The sequence below is a fragment of the Chitinophaga eiseniae genome, assembly GCF_900167135.1.
Taxonomy (GTDB): domain Bacteria; phylum Bacteroidota; class Bacteroidia; order Chitinophagales; family Chitinophagaceae; genus Chitinophaga; species Chitinophaga eiseniae.
Genome location: NZ_FUWZ01000001.1, coordinates 759,210 through 783,528, shown reverse-complemented (window position 1 = coordinate 783,528; position 24,319 = coordinate 759,210). Strand labels below are relative to the sequence as shown.

Annotated in this window: 24 protein-coding genes; 10 read left to right on the top strand and 14 right to left on the bottom strand. The window is 48.6% G+C overall.

Annotated elements, in window-relative coordinates:
- Positions 1-59: 59 nt before the first annotated feature.
- From B5D63_RS03290 to B5D63_RS03280, 3 genes are read right to left on the bottom strand one after another with little or no spacing between them, the layout of a single operon-like run.
- The gene (locus B5D63_RS03290; protein WP_078667329.1) at positions 60-857 is read right to left on the bottom strand and encodes a carboxylesterase family protein; all 798 of its coding nucleotides are present in this window, start codon (positions 855-857) and stop codon (positions 60-62) included.
- Positions 858-910: 53 nt separating this feature from the next.
- Entirely contained in the window at positions 911-1,708 is a 798-nt protein-coding gene (locus tag B5D63_RS03285; protein ID WP_078667328.1) for an O-methyltransferase, read from the bottom strand.
- Positions 1,709-1,724: 16 nt separating this feature from the next.
- A complete protein-coding gene (locus B5D63_RS03280; RefSeq protein ID WP_078667327.1) occupies positions 1,725-2,462 on the bottom strand; it encodes a glycosyltransferase family 2 protein in 738 nt (245 codons plus the stop codon).
- A gap of 187 nt (positions 2,463-2,649) precedes the next feature.
- Between B5D63_RS03280 and B5D63_RS03275 the strand changes: the two genes are divergently transcribed.
- Complete coding sequence (locus B5D63_RS03275) at positions 2,650-3,978, top strand: hypothetical protein (RefSeq protein ID WP_143312748.1); 1,329 nt, start codon at positions 2,650-2,652, stop codon at positions 3,976-3,978.
- A 116-nt stretch (positions 3,979-4,094) separates the two neighbouring features.
- On the top strand, positions 4,095-5,036 hold the full coding sequence (locus B5D63_RS03270; RefSeq protein ID WP_078667325.1) for a hydrogen peroxide-inducible genes activator: 942 nt from the start codon (positions 4,095-4,097) through the stop codon (positions 5,034-5,036).
- Positions 5,037-5,245: 209 nt separating this feature from the next.
- On the opposite strand, the gene B5D63_RS03265 is transcribed toward B5D63_RS03270, so the two are convergent.
- From B5D63_RS03265 to prmA, 3 genes are all read right to left on the bottom strand, one after another.
- A complete protein-coding gene (locus B5D63_RS03265; protein ID WP_078668523.1) occupies positions 5,246-6,046 on the bottom strand; it encodes a M48 family metallopeptidase in 801 nt (266 codons plus the stop codon).
- Positions 6,047-6,154: 108 nt separating this feature from the next.
- Positions 6,155-6,796: a glycerol-3-phosphate 1-O-acyltransferase PlsY gene (plsY, locus tag B5D63_RS03260; protein ID WP_078667324.1), complete on the bottom strand. Its 642-nt coding sequence runs from the start codon at positions 6,794-6,796 to the stop codon at positions 6,155-6,157.
- A 114-nt stretch (positions 6,797-6,910) separates the two neighbouring features.
- Positions 6,911-7,738, bottom strand: coding sequence for a 50S ribosomal protein L11 methyltransferase (gene prmA, locus B5D63_RS03255; protein ID WP_078667323.1), 828 nt, complete (start codon positions 7,736-7,738; stop codon positions 6,911-6,913).
- A 138-nt stretch (positions 7,739-7,876) separates the two neighbouring features.
- On the opposite strand from prmA, the gene B5D63_RS03250 reads away from it, so the two are divergent.
- Positions 7,877-8,452, top strand: a complete 576-nt coding sequence (locus B5D63_RS03250; RefSeq protein ID WP_078667322.1) for a hypothetical protein — start codon at positions 7,877-7,879, stop codon at positions 8,450-8,452.
- Positions 8,453-8,597: 145 nt separating this feature from the next.
- Here B5D63_RS03250 and B5D63_RS03245 read toward each other — a convergent pair whose 3' ends face one another.
- From B5D63_RS03245 to B5D63_RS03235, 3 genes are all read right to left on the bottom strand, one after another.
- Complete coding sequence (locus B5D63_RS03245) at positions 8,598-10,943, bottom strand: polyribonucleotide nucleotidyltransferase (RefSeq protein ID WP_078667321.1); 2,346 nt, start codon at positions 10,941-10,943, stop codon at positions 8,598-8,600.
- A 126-nt stretch (positions 10,944-11,069) separates the two neighbouring features.
- On the bottom strand, positions 11,070-11,342 hold the full coding sequence (gene rpsO / locus B5D63_RS03240; RefSeq protein ID WP_078667320.1) for a 30S ribosomal protein S15: 273 nt from the start codon (positions 11,340-11,342) through the stop codon (positions 11,070-11,072).
- Between the two features lie 142 nt (positions 11,343-11,484).
- Positions 11,485-12,180 (bottom strand): cell division ATP-binding protein FtsE, encoded by a 696-nt coding sequence (locus B5D63_RS03235; RefSeq protein WP_078667319.1) that lies wholly within the window; start codon positions 12,178-12,180, stop codon positions 11,485-11,487.
- 229 nt (positions 12,181-12,409) lie between these two features.
- Between B5D63_RS03235 and B5D63_RS03230 the strand changes: the two genes are divergently transcribed.
- Together B5D63_RS03230 and B5D63_RS03225 are read left to right on the top strand one after the other, a co-directional pair.
- The gene (locus tag B5D63_RS03230) at positions 12,410-12,775 is read left to right on the top strand and encodes a BlaI/MecI/CopY family transcriptional regulator (protein WP_078667318.1); all 366 of its coding nucleotides are present in this window, start codon (positions 12,410-12,412) and stop codon (positions 12,773-12,775) included.
- Positions 12,776-12,805: 30 nt separating this feature from the next.
- Complete coding sequence (locus B5D63_RS03225; RefSeq protein ID WP_078667317.1) at positions 12,806-14,491, top strand: M56 family metallopeptidase; 1,686 nt, start codon at positions 12,806-12,808, stop codon at positions 14,489-14,491.
- An 83-nt stretch (positions 14,492-14,574) separates the two neighbouring features.
- Here B5D63_RS03225 and B5D63_RS03220 read toward each other — a convergent pair whose 3' ends face one another.
- Positions 14,575-15,753: an AIR synthase related protein gene (locus B5D63_RS03220; RefSeq protein WP_078667316.1), complete on the bottom strand. Its 1,179-nt coding sequence runs from the start codon at positions 15,751-15,753 to the stop codon at positions 14,575-14,577.
- A 119-nt stretch (positions 15,754-15,872) separates the two neighbouring features.
- On the opposite strand from B5D63_RS03220, the gene B5D63_RS03215 reads away from it, so the two are divergent.
- Positions 15,873-16,814, top strand: coding sequence for a bifunctional riboflavin kinase/FAD synthetase (locus B5D63_RS03215; RefSeq protein ID WP_078668522.1), 942 nt, complete (start codon positions 15,873-15,875; stop codon positions 16,812-16,814).
- Here B5D63_RS03215 and B5D63_RS03210 read toward each other — a convergent pair.
- Genes B5D63_RS03210 through B5D63_RS03200 form a run of 3 tightly spaced genes read right to left on the bottom strand, consistent with a single transcriptional unit; the run spans position 16,811 to position 18,844 of the window.
- Positions 16,811-17,080, bottom strand: a complete 270-nt coding sequence (locus B5D63_RS03210) for a hypothetical protein (protein WP_078667315.1) — start codon at positions 17,078-17,080, stop codon at positions 16,811-16,813. The genes B5D63_RS03215 and B5D63_RS03210 overlap by 4 nt on opposite strands.
- A gap of 15 nt (positions 17,081-17,095) precedes the next feature.
- Positions 17,096-18,091, bottom strand: coding sequence for a DNA polymerase III subunit delta (gene holA, locus B5D63_RS03205; protein WP_078668521.1), 996 nt, complete (start codon positions 18,089-18,091; stop codon positions 17,096-17,098).
- A gap of 27 nt (positions 18,092-18,118) precedes the next feature.
- The gene (locus B5D63_RS03200; RefSeq protein WP_078667314.1) at positions 18,119-18,844 is read right to left on the bottom strand and encodes a ribonuclease H-like domain-containing protein; all 726 of its coding nucleotides are present in this window, start codon (positions 18,842-18,844) and stop codon (positions 18,119-18,121) included.
- Between the two features lie 102 nt (positions 18,845-18,946).
- Between B5D63_RS03200 and B5D63_RS03195 the strand changes: the two genes are divergently transcribed.
- Both B5D63_RS03195 and B5D63_RS03190 read left to right on the top strand, forming a co-directional pair.
- Complete coding sequence (locus B5D63_RS03195) at positions 18,947-19,909, top strand: hypothetical protein (protein WP_078667313.1); 963 nt, start codon at positions 18,947-18,949, stop codon at positions 19,907-19,909.
- Positions 19,910-20,466: 557 nt separating this feature from the next.
- The gene (locus B5D63_RS03190) at positions 20,467-20,862 is read left to right on the top strand and encodes a response regulator (protein ID WP_078667312.1); all 396 of its coding nucleotides are present in this window, start codon (positions 20,467-20,469) and stop codon (positions 20,860-20,862) included.
- An 87-nt stretch (positions 20,863-20,949) separates the two neighbouring features.
- On the opposite strand, the gene B5D63_RS03185 is transcribed toward B5D63_RS03190, so the two are convergent.
- Entirely contained in the window at positions 20,950-22,596 is a 1,647-nt protein-coding gene (locus B5D63_RS03185; protein WP_078667311.1) for an ABC-F family ATP-binding cassette domain-containing protein, read from the bottom strand.
- Positions 22,597-22,755: 159 nt separating this feature from the next.
- Between B5D63_RS03185 and B5D63_RS03180 the strand changes: the two genes are divergently transcribed.
- On the top strand, positions 22,756-23,421 hold the full coding sequence (locus B5D63_RS03180; RefSeq protein ID WP_078667310.1) for a carbonic anhydrase: 666 nt from the start codon (positions 22,756-22,758) through the stop codon (positions 23,419-23,421).
- 11 nt (positions 23,422-23,432) lie between these two features.
- Positions 23,433-24,248, top strand: a complete 816-nt coding sequence (gene murI / locus B5D63_RS03175) for a glutamate racemase (protein ID WP_078667309.1) — start codon at positions 23,433-23,435, stop codon at positions 24,246-24,248.
- The last annotated feature ends 71 nt before the right edge of the window (positions 24,249-24,319 follow it).

The window sequence follows — 24,319 nt, the reverse complement described above, 5'->3', positions numbered from 1 at the left end:
GCATGCTTCTATACAAAATGGGGACTGGTTTTCGCCAGGGGCTTCAGTCCTGCGAGGCATTATTTCTTTTTATGAGCGAACAGCCACCGGAAAAGGTCCGGTTCAACGAACACATTGTCCCAGCTGTTATGCCCTACGCCGGGGTATTCAGTGTATTTGTATTCCGCGCGCAGTGATTTCAGTTTGGTGTCATAGGCGCGGGATGCTTCCACGGGCACTACGTTGTCAGCCCCGCCGTGAAAAATCCATACCGGCACCTTACGGGCGAAACGGCCGGCTTCTTCTGTGTTACCGGCGCCGCAGATCGGGAAAGCGGCGGCAAACAATTCAGGTCTTTTGGTGATCATGTAGAAGGTGCCCATGCCACCCATAGACAGGCCACCGATGTACACTCTTTTGGTATCGATTTTACCACTGGCCAACAGGCTGTCCAGCAGGGAATTAAGTGCCGTCATGGCCGGTGGCGCCGGTGCATCCAGCGGAAATTCACCTGCCACGATCCTGCCCAGACTGTCGCGTTTGAGCTTCATGGGCGCCCAGGAGCTGCCGGTAGGGCACTGCGGCGCCAGTACGAAAGCCGGGTAATTATTCCGAAGACTGTCGCGCAGGAACATAGTGCCGCCATGCAACAGCTGCGCGTTGTTATCGTAGCCCCGCTCCCCTGCGCCGTGCAGAAAAACGATGAGCGGATATTTTTTGTGGACGTCGTAATTCACCGGCATGAGCAGGCGATAGCGCAGGGTATCGCCCTGGCGGTAATAGCTTTCGTAACTGAAGGCGCTGAGGTCCTGTGCCTGGCTTCCGGTGGCTGTCAGCAAAAGGCTACAGCAAACCAGCAGGTATCTGAAGTAGTTCATATGAGGAATTTGTTCCTAATATACTACCTGTTAACCGGTATTTTTAAATTTTTTTAATATTTCAGCGTGAAGTGTTGTTTCACTTTGAAGTCTTTCCGGAAGAACACCAGCCCTATAAAAAACAGGTCGATGGTCATGGTCACCTCCGGGTGTTCCTGGATGGTATGCCAGGCAGCTTCCATGTCCGGGGTCCAGTGGATGTCGTCAAAAATGAGGAGGGAATATTCGTGCACATGTTGCAGGCACTGTTCAAAATAGGCCAGTGTAGGGTCTTTGCGGTGGTTACCATCGATATATACCCAGTCCGGCCGCTGTATCTGGCGAAGCACATCGGGCAATACCGTGTCAAAATTACCGGTTACCTGCGTGATGTTGTGCAACTGCAGCGCATCAAAGTTTTTGCGGGCTCTGGCGGCAATATTAGGGCAGCCTTCAATAGTATATACCTGCGCACCGGGCACAGCCTTGGCCATATAAGCCGTGGAAAGGCCCATAGAAGTCCCTAATTCAAGCAGTTGTTTCGGTTGGAGGTACTGCGCCAACCGGTAGAACAGCTGCCCGAATTTAGGCTGTTTGGCGGCATAACGGGTAATATCGCTGACTTTCCGTTCATTGCCGGACGAAATAAGGGAGCCGGCCCCCAGGTCGGTGACCTGCAGGGTTTCGGTGCTGGCCAGCAGTTGTTTGCGCAGCTGTTCTATCTCACCGAAGGCGTCATGACGGCTTTTATCCAGCAAAACGTCTTCTATCAGCGAAAAAACGAAAGGGGAATGAACATCATGACGGTTTCCTGCGGTAAAATAATACCGGATGTATTTGGTAGCTAATCGATACTGCTGCGCTAAACTCACTGACTATACGAATTTTTTAATAAATTTTTCCTTTATAAAGGCCCCACATGTGCATACGGTGCTGTAAAGACACCCTTAATACACCCAGGCCATAAATGGCGCTCCTTTTGAAATTGATGCTGGAAGCCTCTTCAAAATACTTGGTCGGGCAGGTTATTTCCGCAATATCGTATCCTTTCATGAATATCTGCGAAATCATTTCATTATCAAATACAAAGTCGTCACTATTGGCCATGTAGTTGATATTCCGCAACACTTCTCCCGAAAAGGTACGGTAACCGGTGTGGTACTCGCTCAGCTTCTGGCCGATCAGGATGTTCTGCGTGAGCGTAAGCATACGGTTAAATATGTACTTATACAGCGGCATTCCGCCTTTGAGAGCGCCTTTACCGAGGATACGGGAACCGAAAACAACCGGGTACAGCCCGTTGGCGATGATACTGCACATGGCAGTGATCAGCTTGGGGGTGTACTGGTAGTCCGGGTGAAGCATTACCACCACGTCTGCGCCCAGTTCCAGCGCCTTGTTATAACAGGATTTCTGGTTACCGCCATATCCCTTGTTGTTGTCATGGCGGATCAGGTGCCTAATCCCCAGTTGTCTTCCTATTTCCAGGGTATCGTCCTTGCTGGCATCGTCTACCAGTACCACATCGTCCACGATGTCGAAAGGGATTTCCCGGAATGTCTTCTCCAGTGTAAGTGCTGCGTTGTAGGCCGGTAATACAACCACTATCTTTTTGTCATTCAGCATGAAAGTGGATCAAATTTGAGTGCAAAGGTAACTCACCTGCGGATAATTCAAAATATATTGCGCAAATGCCCATGTTGTACCAGTCATCATGATTTAATTTTAACTATTATTAATTATTTATCTTTGTAGCTTGATGATTTTGGCATCATATTTTCTAAAATTTTTGTTAACAAAAAGCAAAAAGAACATGTTAAAACACCTACCAACGGAAATGAAGCATGGCAATGGTTTGGGGGCCACTTGTAATAATTCGTTACCGTTAGTACAGCCCGGAAAAACTTCCCGCGCTATCAAATGGATGAAAGTGCTGCCTGCACCCTTTATCTTTTTGTTAACCTTTCAGGCCGCACAAGCCCAGGACCCGGAATTAAAAGCCATTACCTCTCCGGTCATCAAAACGCAGGACACCACCATCCGCAAGCTGGTGGAAGAAATGCAACGTATCACGGACAATGATAAAACCAACTCCAACGCGATCCAGGCACTACTGCAGGGTAAAGAGATCGATAATATCAGTAAGTACGATCTCATTAAAAACAATATTATCAATGCCAGCGAGACGTATTACCTGCTCAATAAAAAAATCATTGACCTGAAATCACGTACCACTACCAATAACCTCGATGTATTCATTACCTCGCTCAACAACCCTGAAAGCAAGGCTTTAGGGTTCTCTCTGAGTGACCGCATCGTGGAACTGGTGGAAAAAATCATCCTGAAAAACAAATCCGCTAAGGGCGAAAAAAATTCCAAAATAGTGGAGTCTACCAAATCCATTATCAACAGCCCTATTTTCCAGAGCTTTACCTCCCTGACGCCACCGCTGGCCATCGCCAACTCGGTGATGAACTTCCTGCACAGCGTCAGTGTGAATAACAAGCAGATTAATCAGAAGTCACTGCAGGATTTTGAAAAAGAGCTGAACAAATATGTTGTGTACTATACGGCGCTGAACGATGCCAACCAGAAATTTGAGTATGGCCTCAATTTCAACAAGGACCAGCTCAGCCTGTTGCAGGACAATTTGTTTGACCACCTCTCGTTTACCACTACTTCCCTGAAGTTCCCGGCACCGCAGAAAGGCGCCAAGCCGTTGAGCCAGACGATGAACGAATATTTTTACGAGTTCAAAAAAGAGAAAGTGGTAGAATATTTTAGTCAGCTGGAAACAAAGTACACTAAAAACAAACGCATCGACTATGAGTCGCTGTTGCGGGAAAACCCCAATCTGAAAGAGGTGAACAATCAGCTGGAAGACCTGGTGCTGCAAACCAAACGTTTCGAAAATCTTTACAACGAATACTTCACCCTGTTGGATTCTTATTACACCAAGGTGAACAACTCGCTGAAGATTGCACAGGACAACGGGCTGGCTGACAAAAGCGTTATCGACAACAAACAGGCGGAATTCCGCAGCCTGAAAACCGACGCCGTACAAGAGATACAGGCATCTATCAATATCCGGGAACTGTATAGCAATACAGAAAAAATCAAGTATCGCTACCGGATCTTCTAATACACGCATTCAACAAAATTTTTACGATATCAGAAGGGCAGCCATCCGCAGATGACTGCCCTTCTGATTATGATTCCAAAGATGTTTCCTATAGATTTTATCAATACCTTTGCAGTATGACAACGGTTCAATTGGAGTACATTGTTGCGGTAGACACCTACCGGAGCTTTGTGGTAGCGGCGGAAAAATGCTTCGTAACGCAGCCCACGCTGAGTATGCAGATACAAAAACTGGAAGATGAGCTGGGCATTAAATTATTTGACCGCAGTAAACTGCCTGTGGTCCCCACCGAAATCGGTATTGCGGTAGTAGCGCAGGCGAGGATTATCCTGAAGGAAAATGCCCGTATCCGGGAAATTATCGCCGACCAGAAAAAGGAAGTTCAGGGCAACCTGAAAGTGGGCATCATCCCTACCCTTGCGCCTTATCTTCTTCCCCGTATCCTGACCGGTTTCATGAAAAAATATCCCAGGGTAAAACTGGAAATATGGGAATATCCTACAGAACAGATTATTCAGCAGCTGAAGCAGGAACTGCTGGATTGCGGCCTGCTGGCGACACCGTTGCATAACCCGCACCTGGAGGAGCATCCGCTGTTTTATGAATCGTTTGTAGTGTATGCCGCCAAAAGCAACCCGCTGTATGAAAAGAAAGTCGTGCGGGCGGAAGAACTGGAGCTGAAGGATGTGTGGCTGCTCAACGAAGGGCACTGTATGCGTAACCAGGTGCTGAACATCTGCAAGGACAAGTTCACCATGGGCGAGCACAAGAACCTTGAGTACAATACCGGCAGCGTGGAAACGCTCAAACGGATGGTAGACCTCAACGAAGGCTATACCATTTTACCGGAACTGTCATTACAGGACCTGAGCAGCCGTCAGCTGAACATGGTACGTTATTTTAAAACGCCGGAGCCGGTAAGGGAAATCAGTCTTGTTACCCATCGGCATTTTATCAAACAGGCGCTGATAGAGGCTTTTAAGAAGGAAATCCTCGCACATGTGCCGGAGAAGACAAAAATACAGAAGAACAAAAAGGTTATCGAGATAGATATGTAGGGATTTACGGATTTTTTGATTTACGGATTTTTTGATTTACGATTTTTTGATTTACGATTTTTTGATTTCGCGATTCAACGCAGCCAGTAATTTTTTTAATAAAGAAGCCCGAAGTGATTTGTACTCGCTTCGGGCTTCTTTATTATCTGTTTACAAAATCAAAAAATCGTAAATCAAAAAATCTTAAATCAAAAAATCTCCACATGGTATTATCTGGGCCTGTAGTATTTCATGGCTTCCGGCATCAGTTGCTGAAGCTGTTGTACACGTCTGGCGTCGCTCGGGTGGGTGCTCATGAATTCCGGTGGTTTCTGGCCCTGGCTCATGTTGGCCATGCGTTGCCAGAAGGGAATGGATTCCTGCGGGTTGTAACCGGCCATTGCCATGAAGATAACACCGAGGTGGTCGGCTTCCAGTTCGTTCTGGCGGGAGAAGGCCATGATACCGAGGTTACCGCCTACGCCGAAGGCCTGGTTGAACAGGTTGACAGCGGTGGGGTTTTTACCCAGGGCTACGGAACCTGCCACCTGGATGCCTTGTGCCACCAGTCCCTGGCTCATACGTTCGTTACCATGGCGGGCGATGGCGTGGGCAATTTCGTGTCCCATTACACAGGCTAAAGCTGTTTCGTTCTGCGTTACGGGCAGCAGTCCGGTGTACACCACTACTTTTCCTCCCGGCATACACCAGGCGTTCACTTCTTTACTATCTACGAGGTTGAATTCCCATTTATAGTCAGCTATCTGGTTGCCCATGTTATTCTGGTTCATGTACGCAGTAACAGCGGCGGCAATCCTTTGTCCTACTCTTTTTACCATTTCCGCGTCCTTATTGGTGCTTTGCGACACTACCTTGTTGGAAGAGAGAAATGACTGGTATTCCTGGAGGGCCATGGATTGCATGGTGCTTTCGGGGAGCAGGTTTAACTGGCTGCGGCCTGTAATAGGTACGCGTGTACACGCTGCTAACAGCCCGATGCCGGCAGTAAAGATAAGTGCGATCTTTTTCATGGGTGAATCAAATTTATAATGCAGAAAAGCATAAAGCAAAAAGCGTGCACACTTCGGCTGGCCCGGCTTTCTACTTTATGCTTCGATGTTTATAGCCTAATAGCTGAATTAATGTTTTTCCTTTCTGTTCCTGAACAAAGGAACTTTGCTCTCGTTACCTTTCAACAGACGGGTGATATTTTTCTGATGTGTTAATACGACCATCAGCGCCACAGCGATGGCAAAGATGCGGTAGTATATTTCAGGTTCATTAAAGATATACAGGATGAGGACAGGAAATGCGATGCTGGCGATGATAGAACTTAAGGACACATAACGTGTCAGGAACAGGATCATCAGAAATACGCCCACGCAGCACAGCGCTACTACCGGCTGAATGGCCAGTACCAGGCCGAACAGTGTGGCGATGCCTTTACCGCCCCTGAAATTGGCCCAGATTGGGAAAATGTGCCCTACTACGGCCGTCAGGCCCAGACCGATCTGGAGGTTCACCAGCTGTGTCAGATGCTCGGGGTCGTGATAGTAAGAAACGAGATATGCTAACCGCACCGCCAGTACACCTTTCAACATGTCTACTACCATCACAAAAGTTCCTGCTTTGGGGCCCAGTACACGGAATGTGTTGGTAGCACCGGCGTTACCGCTGCCATATTCCCTGATATCCATCCCGAAGACACCTTTACTTACCCATACAGCTGTAGGTACTGAACCGATCAGATAAGCACAAAAAAGCAATAAAATTTCTGTCATCACTATAAGTTAGGATTGCTAAGATAACAAATTCTGTGTTAAAATTAAGCAAACATTAGAAAAGTTTGTAACACAAAAGTTGGATTATCAGCACTTTTCATATAAAATTTAAAACTATTCCTTTCCAGACGCCTTCAGTTTCAGTGCCAGCCAGTTGTCTTTTTCTATTTTATCCAGCAACACAAAACCCGCCGGAACAGCCGAGGCGAGTATTTGCTGTTCGTCTGAGGGCATAATACCACTCAGCAGCAGGATGCCATCGGGTGCCATTAAACGGCGCATATCATTCATAAAGCGCAATAGTACGTTCAGATTGATGTTGGCCAGTATGATATCGTATGTGTCCGTCACCGCATCCAGGTTGTCAGCCTGCCATACCGTGGTATGCTGCGTATAATTGGTCTGAATGTTCTCCAGCGTATTGTTGACCGCCCACTCGTCATAGTCAATCGCGTCTGTCTTTGCTGCTCCCATCTTGTCGGCCAGAATGGCCAGAATCCCCGTACCGGTACCGAAATCGAACACTTTCTTCCCTTCAAATGAAAGATGTTGCATCAACCGTATCATAGATGAGGTAGTGGCATGGTGCCCGGTACCGAATGACATCTTGGGCGTGATCACGATCTCATAGGTAGGCGCCGGCGTAAAAGGCGGATGAAAACCGGCCCTGATGCCACAAAAGCCATCTACCTGCACAGGCTCAAAATTGCTCTCCCACACCGCATTCCAGTTTGTCTGCTGAATGGTCTCTTTCGTATAGGTAATACCGTAAGGTAAAAGAATCGACTGCAATAATACTTCTTCAAAATCAGCTTCCGGAATATAGGCGATCAGTTGGTCCGTTTGCTCCTCAAATCCCTCGTAACCCGCATCCGATAACTGTGCAACCAGCAGGTCGGCCTGTTCAGCGCTGGCCTGCAGCGTAATGGCAATATGTGACATATGTGGCAAATATAATGATTTGCCCGAAACAACCACCGGTACGGCGAAATAGTAAGAAAATATTTACCCGGGGCTAATTTATAACATTTTATATTAATATTATTATATTTGACATGTAAAAATTAACCAATATTACCTATGAAAACATTACTGCTCCTGCTCGCAGGCATTGCCTGCTCATGGGCCGCCACGGCACAAACAGTGATTAAAGTACAGCCGCCGTCCGAACCCTTCAGAGACTCTGTAGTTTACCAGGGAGACAATGTTGTCCTTATCTTCGACCGGCAGCATCTGCTCGATTATATGATCACGATGGACACCACGCTGCGCAACAACAAGAACAGCAACAAAGTATTCCGGAACATCCAGTTTGCAAAGCTCAATGCCAACGATATGGCCAACCACTTCCTGAAAGCCTACTGTTTCCTGGAAGACACCCTCAATAAAGAGATCAATTTCCGGACGGACAGGATGAACCTGCTGTGGGCGGAGGATTGCGGCATCCTGATGCCTTATGTGGAAGAGATACTGCCCGACCTGTTGGCCACTGGCAACCTGAAACTCGTGGAAAGGGGCAGCAAAATCGTACAACCGGCATACAAGCTCATCTTTGAGCCTATCAATAACAACAACTACCGGGTATTCCGGATGAACAACGGCAAAGAGATTTTCCGGGAGAGCACTTTCTGCGTAGAGCAGATCACGCACAGGTAGCCATTCCGATGACACAAATAAAAAGGGCATCTCCGGGAGATGCCTTTTTTGTTTCCGCCAGTAAACGAAAAAGCAGCCACTAGACAGTAGCTGCTTTCTCGTTTATTTAATTTCAGTTATAAACTGTGTTGGGTAAAACCCGGAACTATTCTTCGTCGAAGGTAGGTTCCTGTGGTTTTTCCGGGAAGTCCTGGCGCTCAGGGCGAGGGCCGCGGTCATCACGAGGGCCACGGTCATCACGGGGACCACGTCTGTCGCCACGGTCACGGTCACCGCCACCGCGTCTGTCGTCGCGAGGGCCACGGTCACGTCTGTCACCGCGATCACCGCGATCACGGCGTTCGCCGCGATCGCCTTCTTCGCGTTCTACGTATCCTTCCGGTTTCGGCATCAGCACTTTACGGCTCAGTTTGAACTTACCGGTTTTAGGATCGGTACCGGTGAGTTTTACTTTTACCTTTTCACCTTCAGACAGTACGCCTTCCATAGTTTCGAGGCGTTTCCAGGATACTTCGGAGATGTGCAGCAGGCCTTGTTTGCCAGGCATGAACTCTACGAAAGCGCCGTATGGCATGATGGATTTAACAACAGACTCGTACACCTCTCCTACTTCCGGAACGGCTACGATGCCTTTCACCCATGCCACGGCTTTGTCCAGGCTCTCTTTCTGTGAAGAGAAGATGCTCACTTCACCGGTTTCGCCTACCTCTTCAATATTGATGGTAGTACCGGTTTCGCGTTGGATTTCCTGTATGATTTTACCACCCGGTCCGATCACTGCGCCGATAAATTCGCGGTCGATGATGATCTTCTCCATACGTGGTGCGTGTGGTTTTGGTTCAGGACGGGCAGCAGGAACAACAGCATACATCGCTTCCACGATGTGCAGTCGTCCTTTCTTTGCCTGTGCCAGTGCGGAGCGCATTACGTCCATGCTCAGGCCGTCCACTTTGATATCCATCTGGATACCTACGATACCGTCGCGGGTACCGGTTACTTTAAAGTCCATATCACCGAGGTGATCTTCATCACCCAGGATGTCGGTCAGCACCGCCCATTTGCCGTCAGACGCACGGGAGATGAGGCCCATGGCCACGCCGGAAACGTGTTTTGGCAGCGGCACACCTGCGTCCATCAGCGCCAGTGAGCCGGCACATACGGTCGCCATGGAGGAAGAACCGTTAGACTCGAGGATATCGGATACTACACGTACGGTGTAGGCGTAATCGGAACCAGGCATCATTTGCCTCAGGGAGCGCATGGCCAGGTTACCGTGCCCTACTTCACGACGGCCTGGGCCGCGCATCATTTTCACCTCACCGGTGGAGAATGGCGGGAAGTTGTAGTGCAGGATGAATTTAGAGTAGTTGGAAGTAGCAGCGCTTTCGATCAGCAGCTCATCTTCAGGTGTACCCAGGGTAACAGTCGTGAGGGACTGGGTTTCACCACGGGTGAACAGGGCAGAGCCGTGCGGGGAAGGCAGAATGTCTGTTTCCATCGCCAGCGGGCGCACCTGGTCCAGCGCGCGGCCGTCCAGGCGGACAGACTCGTCGAGGATCATGTTGCGGATCACCTCTTTCTCCAGGTCGTGGAAGTATTCACCTACGAGCGGTGCATCTTCTTCCGGCAGTTCGCCGAGGCTTTCTTTCAGCTCTTCCGCGATTTTTTTGAACGCATCGCTGCGGTCATGTTTGGCAGAAGCGGATTTCGCTACCGCGTAAATTTTATCTTTCGCAAAAGCGGTCACTTTTGCTTTCAGTTCTTCGTTCTGATGAGGCAGCGTGTATTCGCGTTTGCCTTTCACGCCTTTCAGGTCGCGCAGTTCTTCCTGTGCTTTTACCTGTACCCTGATAGCGGCGTGTGCAGCCTCGATAGCAGCGATCAGGTCTTCTTCCTGGCACTCTTTGCTCTCCCCTTCCACCATCATGATGTTCTTTTCAGTAGCACCAATGATGAAGTCCATATCGGCTTTGGCCAGATCGGTACGGTTCGGGTTGATCACATATTTGCCTTCAATGCGGGCTACCCGTACTTCGGAGATGATCTCCTGGATGGGCACGTCAGAAACGGCGAGTGCAGCAGATGCGGCCAGGCAGGCCAGTGCATCGGGCATTACCTCAGGATCAGAAGAGATGAGTGTAACCAGTACCTGTACTTCGCATAAATAGTTGTCGGGGAACAGTGGGCGTAATGCACGGTCGATCAGGCGGGAGATCAGGACTTCATAATCGGATAGTCTGCCTTCGCGTTTGAAAAAAGATCCGGGTATGCGGCCGGCAGAAGCAAATTTTTCCTGGTAGTCAACAGTAAGTGGGAAGAAGGACTGGCCGGGTTTAGGTTCTTTATTCGCTACCACAGTGGCCAGCAGAATTGCATTCCCCAAACGCACCGTTACCGCTCCGTCAGCCTGACGGGCCAACTTGCCGGTCTCGATGGTCACGATACGACCGTCTCCTATATCGAATTTCACTGAGATAGGTGTCAGATTCATAAAAAAGTGAGGATTAATTAGATAACGTTATCCATTTATTACAATCACAAGGATAACAAAACGTATACATACAAAAAAACTATTCCCAACATAAAAGTTGGGAATAGCGCTATAATCAAGTCATTGTTACTTCCTGAGACCTAACTTCTCAATGAGGGCACGATAGCCGGTAAGGTTGGTTTTAGACAGATAAGCGAGCAGACGCTTTCTCTGACCTACCATTTTCATCAGTCCGCGATGAGTGGAGAAATCTTTTTTGTTTTGTTTCAGGTGACCGGAAATGCTGTTGATACGCTCAGTCAGCAGGGCAATTTGCGCTTCCACGGAGCCTGTATTTTTCTCGCTTCCACCAAATTCCTTAAAAATATTGGCTTTCTTTTCAACAGTTAAGTAAGACATCTTTAATAATAATAAGTAATAATAATGTTTTTTGTCGCTATTTTTCCGGTGCAAAGGTAATTTAAAAAATACGAATTACCAATAAAGCCGTAATTTATAATTAATTCTGAATAATTTATATCTGTAATTCACTTCTAACCAACTAAGCAGAGAAATTCAACGCCGCGTTGTCTGTCACATGACCATTTTCGGTACGCAGCACCCTGGACGGGAACTTTTGTAAAACGATGTAGTCATGGGTGGCCATCACGATGGCGGTGCCCTCCCGGCAAATACGGAACAACAGCTGCATAATGCCGTCGGAAGTCTCCGGGTCCAGGTTGCCCGTAGGCTCGTCTGCCAGGATCAGCCGGGGGGAATTGAGCATCGCCCGCGCAATGTCAATACGCTGCTGCTCGCCACCCGACAGTTCATATGGCATTTTGAACCCTTTCGTGCCCAACCCCACCTTGTCCAGCACATCCGCTATCTTATCCTCCATCTGTTTATTGTCCTGCCAGCCCGTGGCCCGCAGCGCAAATTTCAGGTTGTCGTGCACGTTACGGTCGGTCAGCAGCTGAAAGTCCTGGAACACCACGCCCAGGTTACGACGCAGGTAAGGCACCTTCTTCCAGTCCATCTTCTTCAGGTCAAAACCCACGACCTGGCCGGTACCGTCCTTTAAAGGCAGGTCCCCGTACAGCGTCTTCAGCAGACTGGACTTGCCCGTCCCCGTTTTACCAATAAGATATACAAACTCTCCTTTATTCACTGTAATATTCACATCAGACAAAATCAAAGAATTTCCCTGGTAAATACTCGCATTCGTTAACTGGATAATCGGCTGTTCGGGTGTCATGTACTTGTTCTGTTTAATGCAAAACTGCGTTATGGCGACAAAAATAACCAATTAAAAAATAATTCGTTGTGTCTTCTTTTAACAAATTTCCCCGTAACCGCTGATAACATGATTGCTCATTCACCTGATTTGCCAAAAGGCCACCCACAGTTTTCTGTTCAAAAACTAAAAAAATAGTTGTTAAACTAAATATTTAGTTATACCTTAGAAATAACAATTCAAATTCGCTATGAAACAGCTTACCAAAGCGGAAGAGCAGATCATGCAGGCGCTCTGGCAAACAGGGCCTGCCTTTGTAAAAGACATTATCGAAGCCCTGCCTGAGCCCAAACCGCACTATAACACCGTATCCACGCTTGTTAAAATCCTGATCGAAAAAGGGTTTGTGGATTTTAAGGCATTTGGTAAATCCCACCAGTACCACGCCCTGATCTCCAAGGAGGCCTACAGCCACAAAACCCTGAACAGCCTGGCCAAAAGTTATTTCGGCGGTTCTTTCAGTAACATGGTGTCCTTTTTCGTGAAGGAGAAAGAAATCAGTGTCAACGACCTGGAGCAACTGATAAAGAAGATCAAGGACCACGACAAACAATAACAGCATCCACCCGCATCAAAAGCATTCCACATGACAGCGCTTATCTACCTGGAGAAAGTCGTACTGTGCAGCGCCCTATTGTATGGTTATTACCACCTGGCCCTGCGTAACAACCGGTTTCATCACTGGAACCGATATTACCTGATGCTCATCACCCTGGTGTCGTTAGTTACCCCGCTGCTACAGATCCCGCTACCCGGCAATTCGGAGCAACCTTCCGCCGTAGTAGTGTACACCAGCAAAATCATCACCCTGCGGGAGGCAGTGGCCGCCACGCCGTCGACAAGCCCTTCTGACTATTTACGTATAACCCTTACCGTTATCTACGCATTGATAGTGGTCTTCCTGCTATGCCGCCTATGCGCCGGCATCTTTGGCATCCGCCGGCTGATACGCAGCAGCGACGTGCAGGAAATACCCCCTTTCCGCTTTGCGCGCAGCCCCCGGGTGAAAGCACCCTTCTCCTTCTTCCGGTATATTTTCTGGGACACCGAGGTCAACCTCGACAGCCCGGAGAACAAACAGGTACTGCAGCACGAACTGGTGCACCTGCGGGAGAAACACAGCATTGACAAAATGCTGCTGGAAGTGGTGACCGCCCTCTGCTGGATCAACCCTTTCTTTCACCTCATCAAACGTGAATTGTCGCTCGTGCATGAATTTATCGCCGATCAGAAAGCAGCAGGCAACGAAGTAGCGGGCTATGCCGAAAACATTCTCCGCAACGCCTTTAACAGCCGGCAGTTTTCGATTACCAACGATTTTTTCCATCCGCCCATAAAACGCAGAATTTTTATGCTTACACAATTCCGCCAACCCCGGTTCAGCTATTTGCGCAGGATACTGGTGCTGCCTGTCAGCGCCCTTATCTTCTGCTCACTTGCCTTTGTGGTAGACCAGCGTCCCTCCGCCATTCGGGCGCTGGTACCCTCCGGCAATCCAGTATTATCCGGAACAGATACGCTTCCGCCCGTACACGTCACTTCCTACAGCTCCGGCCCCGGAAAAGTACAAAGCCTCGCCAAGCTGACGATCCGCCCCGTTTTCCCTGAAGGAGAAGCTGGTTTGGCCCGCTACCTCAGCAGAAGCATCCGTTATCCGAAAGAAGCTCAGACAAATGACATCCAGGGCACCATTCAGATCCGCTTCATTATCGATGAAAAGGGTAATGTCACCCAGCCTGTAGCCGTTAACCGCCCGTTGGGCGGCGGCCTGGAAGAAGAAGGTATCCGCGTGATCAAAGGCATGCCGCAATGGAAACCGGGAGAAATCAAAGGGAAAAAAGTGCCCGTTGAATATGTACTCCCCATCCGGTTCACCCTACAGGAACAAACGCCCGTGGTAATGGGCCAGCGTCCTGATACGGTCCGGTTCCAACCCTCTGCCGTCAAAGAAGAGATCTTCACCTTTGTGGAAAACCCGCCAACATTCGTAGGTGGCGAGGAAGCGCTGGTGCAATACCTGTCAAAGAATATCCGGTATCCTAAAGAAGCTAGGGAGAAAAAGACCGCCGGTACCGTATTCGTACAGTTTGTGGTAGACAAGGAAGGAAAAATCAAAGACACCAGAACAGTAGGCGCCGCCAAAGGAAACGGTCTCGAAGAAGAAGCCATCCGGGTGGTAAATGCCATGCCTGAGTGGATAGCCGGCAAACAAAACGGCAGGAATGTCGCTGTTCAGTTTAACCTGCCCATACGTTTTACATTACAACAATAATCGTCCATTTTTGCTAAAACTAAAACAACAGCGCCGGACCTGACAGGCCCGGCGCTTATTTTTTATCTTAAAACAAGTTGCTGTTATTGGTAAATAAAAGTGCCTGCCGGCGCTTTTACGGTGACTTGCTTCTGTTCTGCAGCTTCTACTCTTCCGATGATCTGTGCGTCGATATTAAAGCTTTTGGAAATGCTGATGATGTCCGCCGCAATCGCTTCCGGTACATACAATTCCATCCGGTGGCCCATATTGAACACCTGGTACATTTCTTTCCAGGAGGTGCCGGACTGTTCCTGGATCAGGGTAAACAGCGGTGGTACGGGGAACAGGTTGTCTTTGATGACATGCAGGTTTTCGATGAAATGCAGCACCTTGGTCTGCGCACCACCGCTACAGTGTACCATTCCGTGTATCTGCGGACGGAACTGTTCCAGCACCTTTTTGATCACCGGCGCATAGGTACGGGTGGGTGACAGCACCAGTTTACCGGCGTCGATGGCGCCGAAGCCGGGGATATCTATTTTATCTGTCAGGGCTTTTTTACCGCTGAACACCAGTTCAGCCGGGATGCCCGGATCGTAGCTTTCAGGATATTTTGCGGCCATGGCCTTATTGAACACATCGTGGCGGGCGCTGGTAAGGCCGTTGCTGCCCATACCGCCGTTATATTCGGTTTCGTAAGCCGCTTGTCCATAGGAGGCCAGCCCTACTACCACATCGCCGGCCTGAATGCGATCGTTGGAGATCACATCGCTGCGTTTCATGCGGGCTGTCACCGTAGAATCCACGATGATGGTGCGTACCAGGTCGCCCACGTCCGCGGTTTCTCCGCCGGTGGAATAGATGCTGATACCGTGTTTGCGCAGTTCCGCGAGGATATCTTCGGTGCCGTTGATGATAGCGGCGATCACTTCACCGGGCAGCAGCTGTTTATTACGGCCGATGGTGGAAGACAGCAGGATATTGTCTGTGGCGCCTACGCAGAGCAGGTCGTCCATGTTCATGATAATAGCATCCTGTGCAATGCCTTTCCATACGCTCAGATCGCCGGTTTCCTTCCAGTACATGTAGGCCAGGGAGGATTTGGTACCGGCGCCGTCCGCATGCATAATATTGCAATAAGCTTCGTCGCCACCCAGGATATCCGGCACTATTTTGCAGAACGCCTTCGGAAACAGGCCTTTATCAATATTTTTAATGGCATTGTGCACATCTTCCTTGCCAGCTGAAACACCACGTTTGGCGTAAATATTATTATCCACCGGAAATCAAATAAAAATGAAAATAAAGAAATAATCTGGCTGCAAAAGTAACAGATTCCCTGCATAATGCCCGCTGAATGTGTTAGATTTGCATGGCATTTTTGATGTTATTGAATTATATGCAGGTTCACAGGGACTTAAAGCATTTACCGGAATTTGGTAATGCCATTATCACGATAGGCACTTTTGATGGCGTACATGCAGGACACCGCTTCATTATACAACAACTGGAGCAGGCTGCTGCGGAGTGTGACGGAGAGACCGTGATCGTCACCTTTGACCCGCACCCGCGGGAAGTACTGGCGCCGCGCCCCAATAATATCCGGTTGCTCACCACCCTGCCGGAAAAGATCGCCCTGCTGGAACGGGCAGGCATTGATCACCTGGTGGTGGTACCCTTCACCAAAGCGTTTTCCGAGCTCTCCGCCCGCGAATATCTGGAAGACTTCCTGGTAGCGCGTTTCAAGCCACACACCATAATTATTGGTTATGACCACCGTTTTGGACATAACCGTGAAGGCGGACTGGAACTGCTGGAAGCAGAACAGCAGCAGTACGGTTTCCGGCTGGTGGAGATTCCCCAGCAGGTTGTCAACGACCTGACCGTGAGTTCTACCAAAATCCGCAAAAGCCTGCAGGAGGGCGAGGTATTGCTGGCCAATCAACTGCTGGAGTACCCTTATTTCCTGAGCGGCACCGTGGTGCATGGCGACAAGATGGGCCGCCAGCTGGGTTATCCCACGGCCAACCTGCACCTGAAAGACGAACGCAAACTCATTCCCGCAGAAGGGATCTACGCCATATGGGTGGATGTTCCCGGACATGAAGCTCCCCAGCCTGCCGTGATGAGCATCGGCTTCCGCCCTACCTTCAATGGCACCGATCTGCGCCTCGAAGTACACCTGTTTGATTTTAATGAAGACCTGTACGGCAAGGAGCTGACCGTCTATTTTGTGGAATATATCCGCGCCAATCAGAAGTTTGACGACATCAAAGACCTGATTGTGCAGATGGACAAGGATTCTGCGAAATCGCGGGAGATCTTAAAGGCAAAGGTTTAGAACTCTTCTCCCAGAAACTCGATTGGCGCCTCTTTTTTCCGGGGTTTCAACAGCTTATAGGCCCTGTAGAAGAAATAAGTGGTCAATACCAGTCCCCCGCCCAGCATTCCTGCTGCCTGCAGCACATACCCGGTCGTATAGCCGCCGTTTTTCACTACCGGATGCAGATTCACCATCACCCTGATAAACGTTACCGTGGAGAATAGTGCATAGAGGCCGGCCAGCAGCACAGCAATACCTAGTATGATACGTAATACGGGGTGCATTCAGCTATGATTTAATCAGTTCATTACTTTATACATCAGTTCCTTCATCAGTTCTCCGTCTTCCACCCCTGCGTCGTTGATACCGATGCTGCGCAGGTTGTACTGCTGTAGCAGCAGGATGGCTTTTTCCGCGCCTTCCGGGCCATATTGACGGGCGGCGGCCATATAATCCTTCACAAAAAACGGGTGTACGCCCAGTGCCGCGGCGATTTCCTTTTCGCCGCCTTTCACCCCGAAGATCAGGTTTACTTTGGCGAAGAAATTATACAGGGCGGGCAGCGTCATCTGGATAGGGGCAGCTTTGGGATTGGCAGCAAAATAAGCGACGATGCGGAATACCTTTTCGGCGTTCTTTTGTCCGAGGGCGTTTTGCAATTCAAATACGTTGTATTCCTTGCTGATGCCTACATATTTCTCGATATCCCCTTCATCTATTTTTTTGCCTGCCGGCAGATTGACCAGCAGTTTGTCTATTTCGTTGGCGATGCGGGAAAGGTCGTTGCCGATATGGTCTACCAGCAGGATGGCAGCTTTTTGTGTGATGGCCAGTTCCCGGCTGTTGACGTAGGCTTCCACCCAGGCGGGCAACTGGTTATCGTACATTTTTTTGGTAGACAGCAGGACGCCTTTCTCTTTAATGAGTTTGGCCATTTTGCTGCGACCGTCGATTTTGCCCTGTTTATGGGCCACCACGAATACCGTTGATGGCATGAGGTTATCGATGTAGCCTTCCAGTTTGAGCAGGTCGCGCATGGACTGGGCTTCCTTGAGCACCACCACCTGTTTTTCCGCAAACATGGGATAGCGGCGGCAGGCGTTGACGACAGCGGCCCAGTCGGTATCTTTTCCATAAAGTACCGTGAGGTTAAACCCCTTCTCCGCTTCATCGAGCAGGTCGTGTTCCGCGTAGGCGGTCACCTGGTCGATAAAAAACTCTTCGTCTCCTTCCAGCCAGTAGAGCGGCTTGAATTTCTTTTGTTTCCAGTCGCGTATGATATCCTGATATTCCATGATCTGCATTTGTGGGTTTGGCCTGGTTTATTTCACCAGGGTCACCTGTTCTTCCCGTAAGAGGGGTAGTCTTTTAAACCGGAGCAGTAGCTGGGCTACGGCTGTTACATCTTTCTGGCAGTAGGCCACGATCCTTTCCAGGTCGTGGTCTTTCCAATATACTTTCCCTACCATGCTGCCGTCGATATCATCTTTGGGCGTTTCGATGCCCAGTACGGCGGTGAGCAGTTTCAGGGAGATATAATGGCGTACGTCTCCGAAGCGCCAGAGATGCAGGGTGTCGAGCATGGGCATTTCCCATGGTTTGAACCCGTGCAGTTGTAAAGGTTTGGGCAAAGATAACTGATGAATAACAGACCGGCGGCAAATAAACGGAATATCAAATTCTTTTATGTTATGACCGGCGAACTGGAAGTGGGGGTACTTCGTATGGAATTTATCTACTAATGCTAAAAAACCATTGAGCACAATTGATTCATCGTCATCATAAAACGATTTCATCCGCAAATGATAGGCATTATTTTCCAGGCTGAAGAAGCCTACAGATATACATATAATTTTTCCAAATTCGGCGTAGATGCCTGCCCTGTCAGCGTATACTTCCGCTTCGTTTTCGGATTCTGGCGCAGTTTTTGCCATTTTTTCTCCCCAGAGCCGTTGCATATTGTCCGGCAACTGTTCCAATGCCGCCGTAGCCGGAGTGGTCTCTATGTCCAACAACAATAATTGATCTAATCCTATATTAGGTAACACGTTTTGAAGACTTTTATGGGTTTGATAAAATATAGATATTATTATACTATTTTTGAATAACGATTTTTAACCATATAACAATTAAACATAAAACAAACAACTATGACTGAGAACACTTTTAACACACCTGCACCGGGTTCACCCGGACCAGAAAAACCACGCAGCCGCAATGGTCTAATTTACGGTATTTTAATCGCTGCACTGGCAGGTACATGGATTTATATGCTGTACGACAAAAATAAATCCGGTGAGCAAATCGCACAAAAGACTGTTCAGATAGATTCCATTTCTTCTTCCCGTGATGCCTTACAACAGGAATATAATGCTGCCAACGCCCGTCTGGACGACCTGATTTCCCAGAATACCCGCATGGATAGCCTTGTTAAAACCAAGGACAAAGAAATTCAGGATATGAAAGCCCGTATTTCCAGCATCCTGAGCAATAAAAATGCAACGCAGGCACAACTGGCAGAAGCACGTCGCCTGATTGAACAGCTGAAAACCAACATTGAAGGTTATCAGGAAACCATCGAGCGCCTGGAAGGTGAAAAAATTGTACTGGCCGGTGAAAGAGACGTAGCCCGCAAGGAAAGGGACTCCGTGAGCGTGGTAAAAGACAGCCTGAACAAACAAGTAGACCTTGGCTCTGTATTACATGCCTCCAACATCCAGCTGCTGCCGCTTCGCGTAAAACACAACGGCAAGGAAGTGGAAACTTCCAAAGCCAAACGCGCAGACATGATGCGGGTAAGCTTCGAGCTGGATGATAACAGAATTGCACCTACCGGTGACAAAGAAATTTTCGTGGCGATCACTGCTCCTGATAACACCCCGCTGGCTGTAGAAGCACTGGGTTCCGGCAGGTTCACCCTGGAAGACGGTACAGAGAAACTGTACACCACCAAAAAAACAGTCGCTTACGTAACTGGTCAGAAACAATCCGTATCCATGGACTGGAAACAGAACTCCGACTATAAAGTAGGTGATTATACTGTTGAAATCTATCACAACGGTTATAAAATCGGTCAGGGTAAAGTTACCCTCAAAAAAGGTGGTCTCTTCTAATCTGATAAAAGATAATCAACATAAAAGCAGGACATCATTGTCCTGCTTTTTTTATACCGGTTTTAACAACAGTATACTAATAATATACGGTTTGTCGCAGTGGTCATCAGAGGCACAAATAAACACGCTTTTCTCAGTCCCCACCCTCTTCGATCAAGATTAGATTCCCTCGCAAAGCAGCCACCAGTAAGAATGACAGATAATTTTTCAACAGCCGCTAATTGTTAACGATTAGTTATTGATAAAAAGTTATATATAAAAATAAAATTAAATTAACGTTCTTTGCGACTATAATTACAAAATAGCCTAAGGCCGCCTAAAAAATGGTGGAATTACCGGGACCAATGCTTTGAATCGAGGATGTGACCTGAGTATATGTACCAGCTTTAACCCGTTTTATGTCATGAAAACGATCTGCGATTTCAGTATTTGTTATGCCCTGAATCGTAGTCATTTAATGCAGACAGGAACTCTGATACAGGAATTGCATTCCCTATTTTTTTGTGTGCCGATGCTATTTGACCGGACCAGTTCAGCAGCCCAATTAAACCATAAGCATGGAAGACATGAACAAAATAGTGTACGTTGTAGATGATGATGAAATTTTCCACTTCATTATCAAAAAGATGTTGGTGCAACAGGACGATAATCTTGTCATTAATTCCTTCCTGTGTGCGGAAGAAGCGCTGGAACAGCTATCCAGCAATCCACAACCTACGCTGCCTGCTCTCATCATCCTGGACATGAACATGCAGCGGATGAACGGATGGGATTTTATAGAGGCTTACCGCGGACTGAAATCATCGCTCAAAAACAATATTCCTATTATCATGTGCTCCTCTTCCGTGGACGTACGTGACATGCAGAAAGTGCAACATACCCCTGAACTGATGGCGTATATTACCAAGCCACTGGACAAGAATAAAATGAAGGTAATAGAAGAATACCTTTAGTCCTTGCTTACTAACTACTATTCCAACTAAAAAAGCGAAGACCTGAGCGGAATGCTCAGGTCTTCGCTTTTATGCTTTACAGATAATTTATGCAAAAACTGCATTGTTGTACATTTCTTCGCGCAGTGCTTTCACGCGTTCATCGGCCAGGTACTCGTCGAAAGTCATCATACGGTCGATGATGCCTTTAGGCGTCAGCTCAATGATACGGTTGGCCACTGACTGCATGAACGTGTGGTCATGTGTGGTAAACAGCACAATACCTTTGTAATTGATCATGCTTTCGTTGAAAGACTGGATAGACTCCAGGTCCAGGTGGTTGGTCGGCTCATCGAGGATCACCACGTTCGGGTCCTGCAGCATCATCCGGCTTACCATGCAACGTACTTTTTCACCACCGCTGAGTACGGAAGTTTTCTTCATGATCTCGTCACCGGCAAACAGCATTTTGCCGAGGAAACCGCGCAGGAAAGGCTCGTCCACATCGGTCACATGCGTAGGCACGTACTGACGCAGCCAGTCCAGCAGGTTCAGTGAAGATTCTTTGGTGAAGTAAGCGGAGTTGTCGTTCGGCAGGTAAGCGTTGGTAACGGTAGTACCCCATTCCATCTTACCACTGTCTGCTTCCATTTCGCCGGCAATGATCTGGAAGAAGGTCGTCAGTGCCAGGTGGTCTTTAGACAGGAAAGCGACCTTATCGTTTTTATTCACGGAGAAAGTCACATCCGTAAAGAGTTTACGGCCATCCACTGCTTTTTCCAGTTTTTCCACATTCAGGATCTGGTTACCTACCTCACGCTGTTGTTTGAAGATAATGCCGGGGTATTTACGATTGGAAGGCTGAATATCTTCAATAACCAGTTTTTCGAGGGCTTTCTTACGGGAAGTAGCCTGTTTACTTTTGGAAGCGTTCGCGCTAAAGCGGGCGATGAAGTCCATGAGGTCTCTCCGCTTATCTTCCATTTTCTTGTTCTTATCGGCGATCTGGCGGGCCATCAGTTGGGATGACTCGTACCAGAAAGAGTAGTTACCGGAGAAAATCTGGATTTTAGCGCGGTCTACGTCGGCCACATGCGTACATACGGCATCGAGGAAGTGACGGTCGTGGGATACCACGATCACGATATTTTCGTAATCGGCCAGGAAGTTTTCCAGCCATCCGATCGTTTCCACGTCCAGGTCGTTCGTGGGCTCATCCAGCAGCAGGATGTCGGGGTTGCCGAACAGGGCCTGTGCCAGCAGCACCCTTACTTTGAGGCTACCGGGGATGTCTTTCATGAGCACGCTGTGGAACTCTTCTTTTACACCGAGGTCGCCCAGCAGTACACCAGCATCACTTTCTGCAGTATAACCGCCCATTTCGCCGTATTCTGCTTCCAGTTCACCGGCACGCATACCGTCTTCCTCAGAAAAATCTTCTTTGGAGTAGATAGCGTCCTTTTCCTTGGCGATTTCCCACAGCTTCTTGTTGCCCATCAATACTGCATTCAGTACCGTAACCTCGTCAAACTCGAAGTGGTTCTGTTTCAGTACGCTCATGCGCTCGCCGGGAGTGATTTCCACGGTGCCTTTGTTCGGCTCTATTTCGCCGGACAATATCTTCAGGAAGGTAGATTTACCCGCTCCATTAGCCCCAATCACACCATAACAGTTCCCTTTCGTGAAATTGAGGTTTACTTCGTCAAACAATACTCTCTTTCCAAAAGAGAGCGTTACGTTTTTAACACTGATCATGCTGGCTATGTAAATTTTGAAGCTGCAAAGGTACGAATACTATCACTGGATTCCAAGTTAACAGATCCATATCAAAATCAATATTTAATGCTTGATTTTTAAGGCTTTGTATTTCCTTTTATCATTCTGTACGTATCTTTAGTCCAAAATATTACGGCAATGACAACTTATAACCAGGTATTTGAAAACAACCGCCAGTGGATAGCATCCAAGCTGGCCACCGACGCGGAGTTCTTTGAAAAGATGGCGGACACCCAGACGCCGGAGTACCTTTATATCGGTTGCAGTGACAGCCGGGTACCTACCAATGAAATCATGGGACTGGGCGCCGGTGAAATATTTGTACACCGCAACATCGCCAACGTGGTGCCCAATACCGACCTGAACGTGATGGCGGTCATCAACTACGCCGTGGTACACCTCGAGGTGAAACATATCGTTGTCTGCGGGCATTACAACTGTGGAGGCGTTAAAGCCGCCATGCAGCCCAAAGACCTGGGCATCCTCAATCCCTGGCTGCGTAACATCCGCGATGTATACCGCCTGCATATGGATGAGCTCAATGCCATCCAGGATGAACACGATCGTTACAACCGCCTGGTGGAGCTGAATGTGCAGGAACAGGCCATCAATGTCATCAAAACAGCGGCGGTACAGAAGTCGTACCTGGCCAAAGGTTTCCCTACCGTGCACGGATGGGTGTACGACATCAAAAACGGCCAGCTGAAAGACCTGCAGATTGATTTCGAAGGGGTACTGCACGAGATCCAGAAGATATACGACCTGACTGGTTCCGGCATCATGCAAAAAGAGAATAACCAATAAAGCATATCGTCATGGGCCCTATCGGCGTTTTCGACTCCGGCTATGGCGGCCTTACCGTGCTGAAGGAAATCATCGCGGAACTGCCGCAATACGACTACATTTATCTTGGCGACAACGCCCGTGCGCCGTATGGCAACCGCGGCTTTGACACCATTCACGCCTATACGCTGCAATGCGTACGACAGCTGTTCGACATGGGCTGCCCGCTGGTTGTCCTGGCCTGTAACACCGCCTCCGCCAAAGCGCTGCGTACCATACAGCAGAAAGACCTTCCGCAGATAGCCCCCGACAGGCGCGTTCTGGGCGTAATACGCCCCACCACCGAAATGGTAGGGACCCTTACCCAGACCGGTGAAGTGGGCATCCTGGCCACCAAAGGGACCGTGGCTTCAGCATCGTACCCGATAGAAATCAAAAAATTCTTCCCGGAAGTACAAACCTATCAGCTGGCCTGCCCCATGTGGGTGCCACTGGTGGAAAATAATGAGCACGAAAGCGCCGGCGCCGACTATTTTGTGAAGGAATACCTGGACAAGATACTGTCCCAGTCATCCAACATAGACACGCTGGTGCTGGGATGCACCCACTACCCGCTGCTGATGAAAAAGATACGGCAGCACCTTCCCGGCGGCATCACCGTACTGTCGCAAGGAAAAGTGGTGGCGCACAGCCTCAAGGATTACCTGAAACGTCATCCGGAAATGGAGTCCCGCCTGAGCCGCAACAGCCAGCGCCGGTTCTTTACCACAGACGATCCTGGCATTTTTGATGTGATGGCGGAGATCTTCTTTGGCAAAGCAGTACAGTCGGAGAAGATACCAATATAATTCTGTTCACGCAAAGGCGCTAAGCAGCAAAGGCGCTAAGAAAATTAATAAGAAATAAAGAAAGCAAAGGA

Bases quoted from the DNA above. Each gene is read 5' to 3' on its own strand.
- prmA (WP_078667323.1), bottom strand. From the start codon at position 7,738: ATGTCACATATTGCCATTACGCTGCAGGCCAGCGCTGAACAGGCCGAC.
- plsY (WP_078667324.1), bottom strand. From the start codon at position 6,796: ATGACAGAAATTTTATTGCTTTTTTGTGCTTATCTGATCGGTTCAGTA.
- B5D63_RS03280 (WP_078667327.1), bottom strand. From the start codon at position 2,462: ATGCTGAATGACAAAAAGATAGTGGTTGTATTACCGGCCTACAACGCA.
- B5D63_RS03195 (WP_078667313.1), top strand. From the start codon at position 18,947: ATGACTGAGAACACTTTTAACACACCTGCACCGGGTTCACCCGGACCA.
- B5D63_RS03210 (WP_078667315.1), bottom strand. From the start codon at position 17,080: ATGCACCCCGTATTACGTATCATACTAGGTATTGCTGTGCTGCTGGCC.
- B5D63_RS03290 (WP_078667329.1), bottom strand. From the start codon at position 857: ATGAACTACTTCAGATACCTGCTGGTTTGCTGTAGCCTTTTGCTGACA.
- B5D63_RS03265 (WP_078668523.1), bottom strand. From the start codon at position 6,046: ATGAAAAAGATCGCACTTATCTTTACTGCCGGCATCGGGCTGTTAGCA.
- B5D63_RS03235 (WP_078667319.1), bottom strand. From the start codon at position 12,180: ATGACACCCGAACAGCCGATTATCCAGTTAACGAATGCGAGTATTTAC.
- B5D63_RS03185 (WP_078667311.1), bottom strand. From the start codon at position 22,596: ATGATCAGTGTTAAAAACGTAACGCTCTCTTTTGGAAAGAGAGTATTG.
- B5D63_RS03245 (WP_078667321.1), bottom strand. From the start codon at position 10,943: ATGAATCTGACACCTATCTCAGTGAAATTCGATATAGGAGACGGTCGT.
- B5D63_RS03250 (WP_078667322.1), top strand. From the start codon at position 7,877: ATGAAAACATTACTGCTCCTGCTCGCAGGCATTGCCTGCTCATGGGCC.
- murI (WP_078667309.1), top strand. From the start codon at position 23,433: ATGGGCCCTATCGGCGTTTTCGACTCCGGCTATGGCGGCCTTACCGTG.
- rpsO (WP_078667320.1), bottom strand. From the start codon at position 11,342: ATGTCTTACTTAACTGTTGAAAAGAAAGCCAATATTTTTAAGGAATTT.
- B5D63_RS03275 (WP_143312748.1), top strand. From the start codon at position 2,650: ATGTTAAAACACCTACCAACGGAAATGAAGCATGGCAATGGTTTGGGG.
- B5D63_RS03180 (WP_078667310.1), top strand. From the start codon at position 22,756: ATGACAACTTATAACCAGGTATTTGAAAACAACCGCCAGTGGATAGCA.
- B5D63_RS03215 (WP_078668522.1), top strand. From the start codon at position 15,873: ATGCAGGTTCACAGGGACTTAAAGCATTTACCGGAATTTGGTAATGCC.
- B5D63_RS03270 (WP_078667325.1), top strand. From the start codon at position 4,095: ATGACAACGGTTCAATTGGAGTACATTGTTGCGGTAGACACCTACCGG.
- B5D63_RS03230 (WP_078667318.1), top strand. From the start codon at position 12,410: ATGAAACAGCTTACCAAAGCGGAAGAGCAGATCATGCAGGCGCTCTGG.
- holA (WP_078668521.1), bottom strand. From the start codon at position 18,091: ATGGAATATCAGGATATCATACGCGACTGGAAACAAAAGAAATTCAAG.
- B5D63_RS03190 (WP_078667312.1), top strand. From the start codon at position 20,467: ATGGAAGACATGAACAAAATAGTGTACGTTGTAGATGATGATGAAATT.
- B5D63_RS03225 (WP_078667317.1), top strand. From the start codon at position 12,806: ATGACAGCGCTTATCTACCTGGAGAAAGTCGTACTGTGCAGCGCCCTA.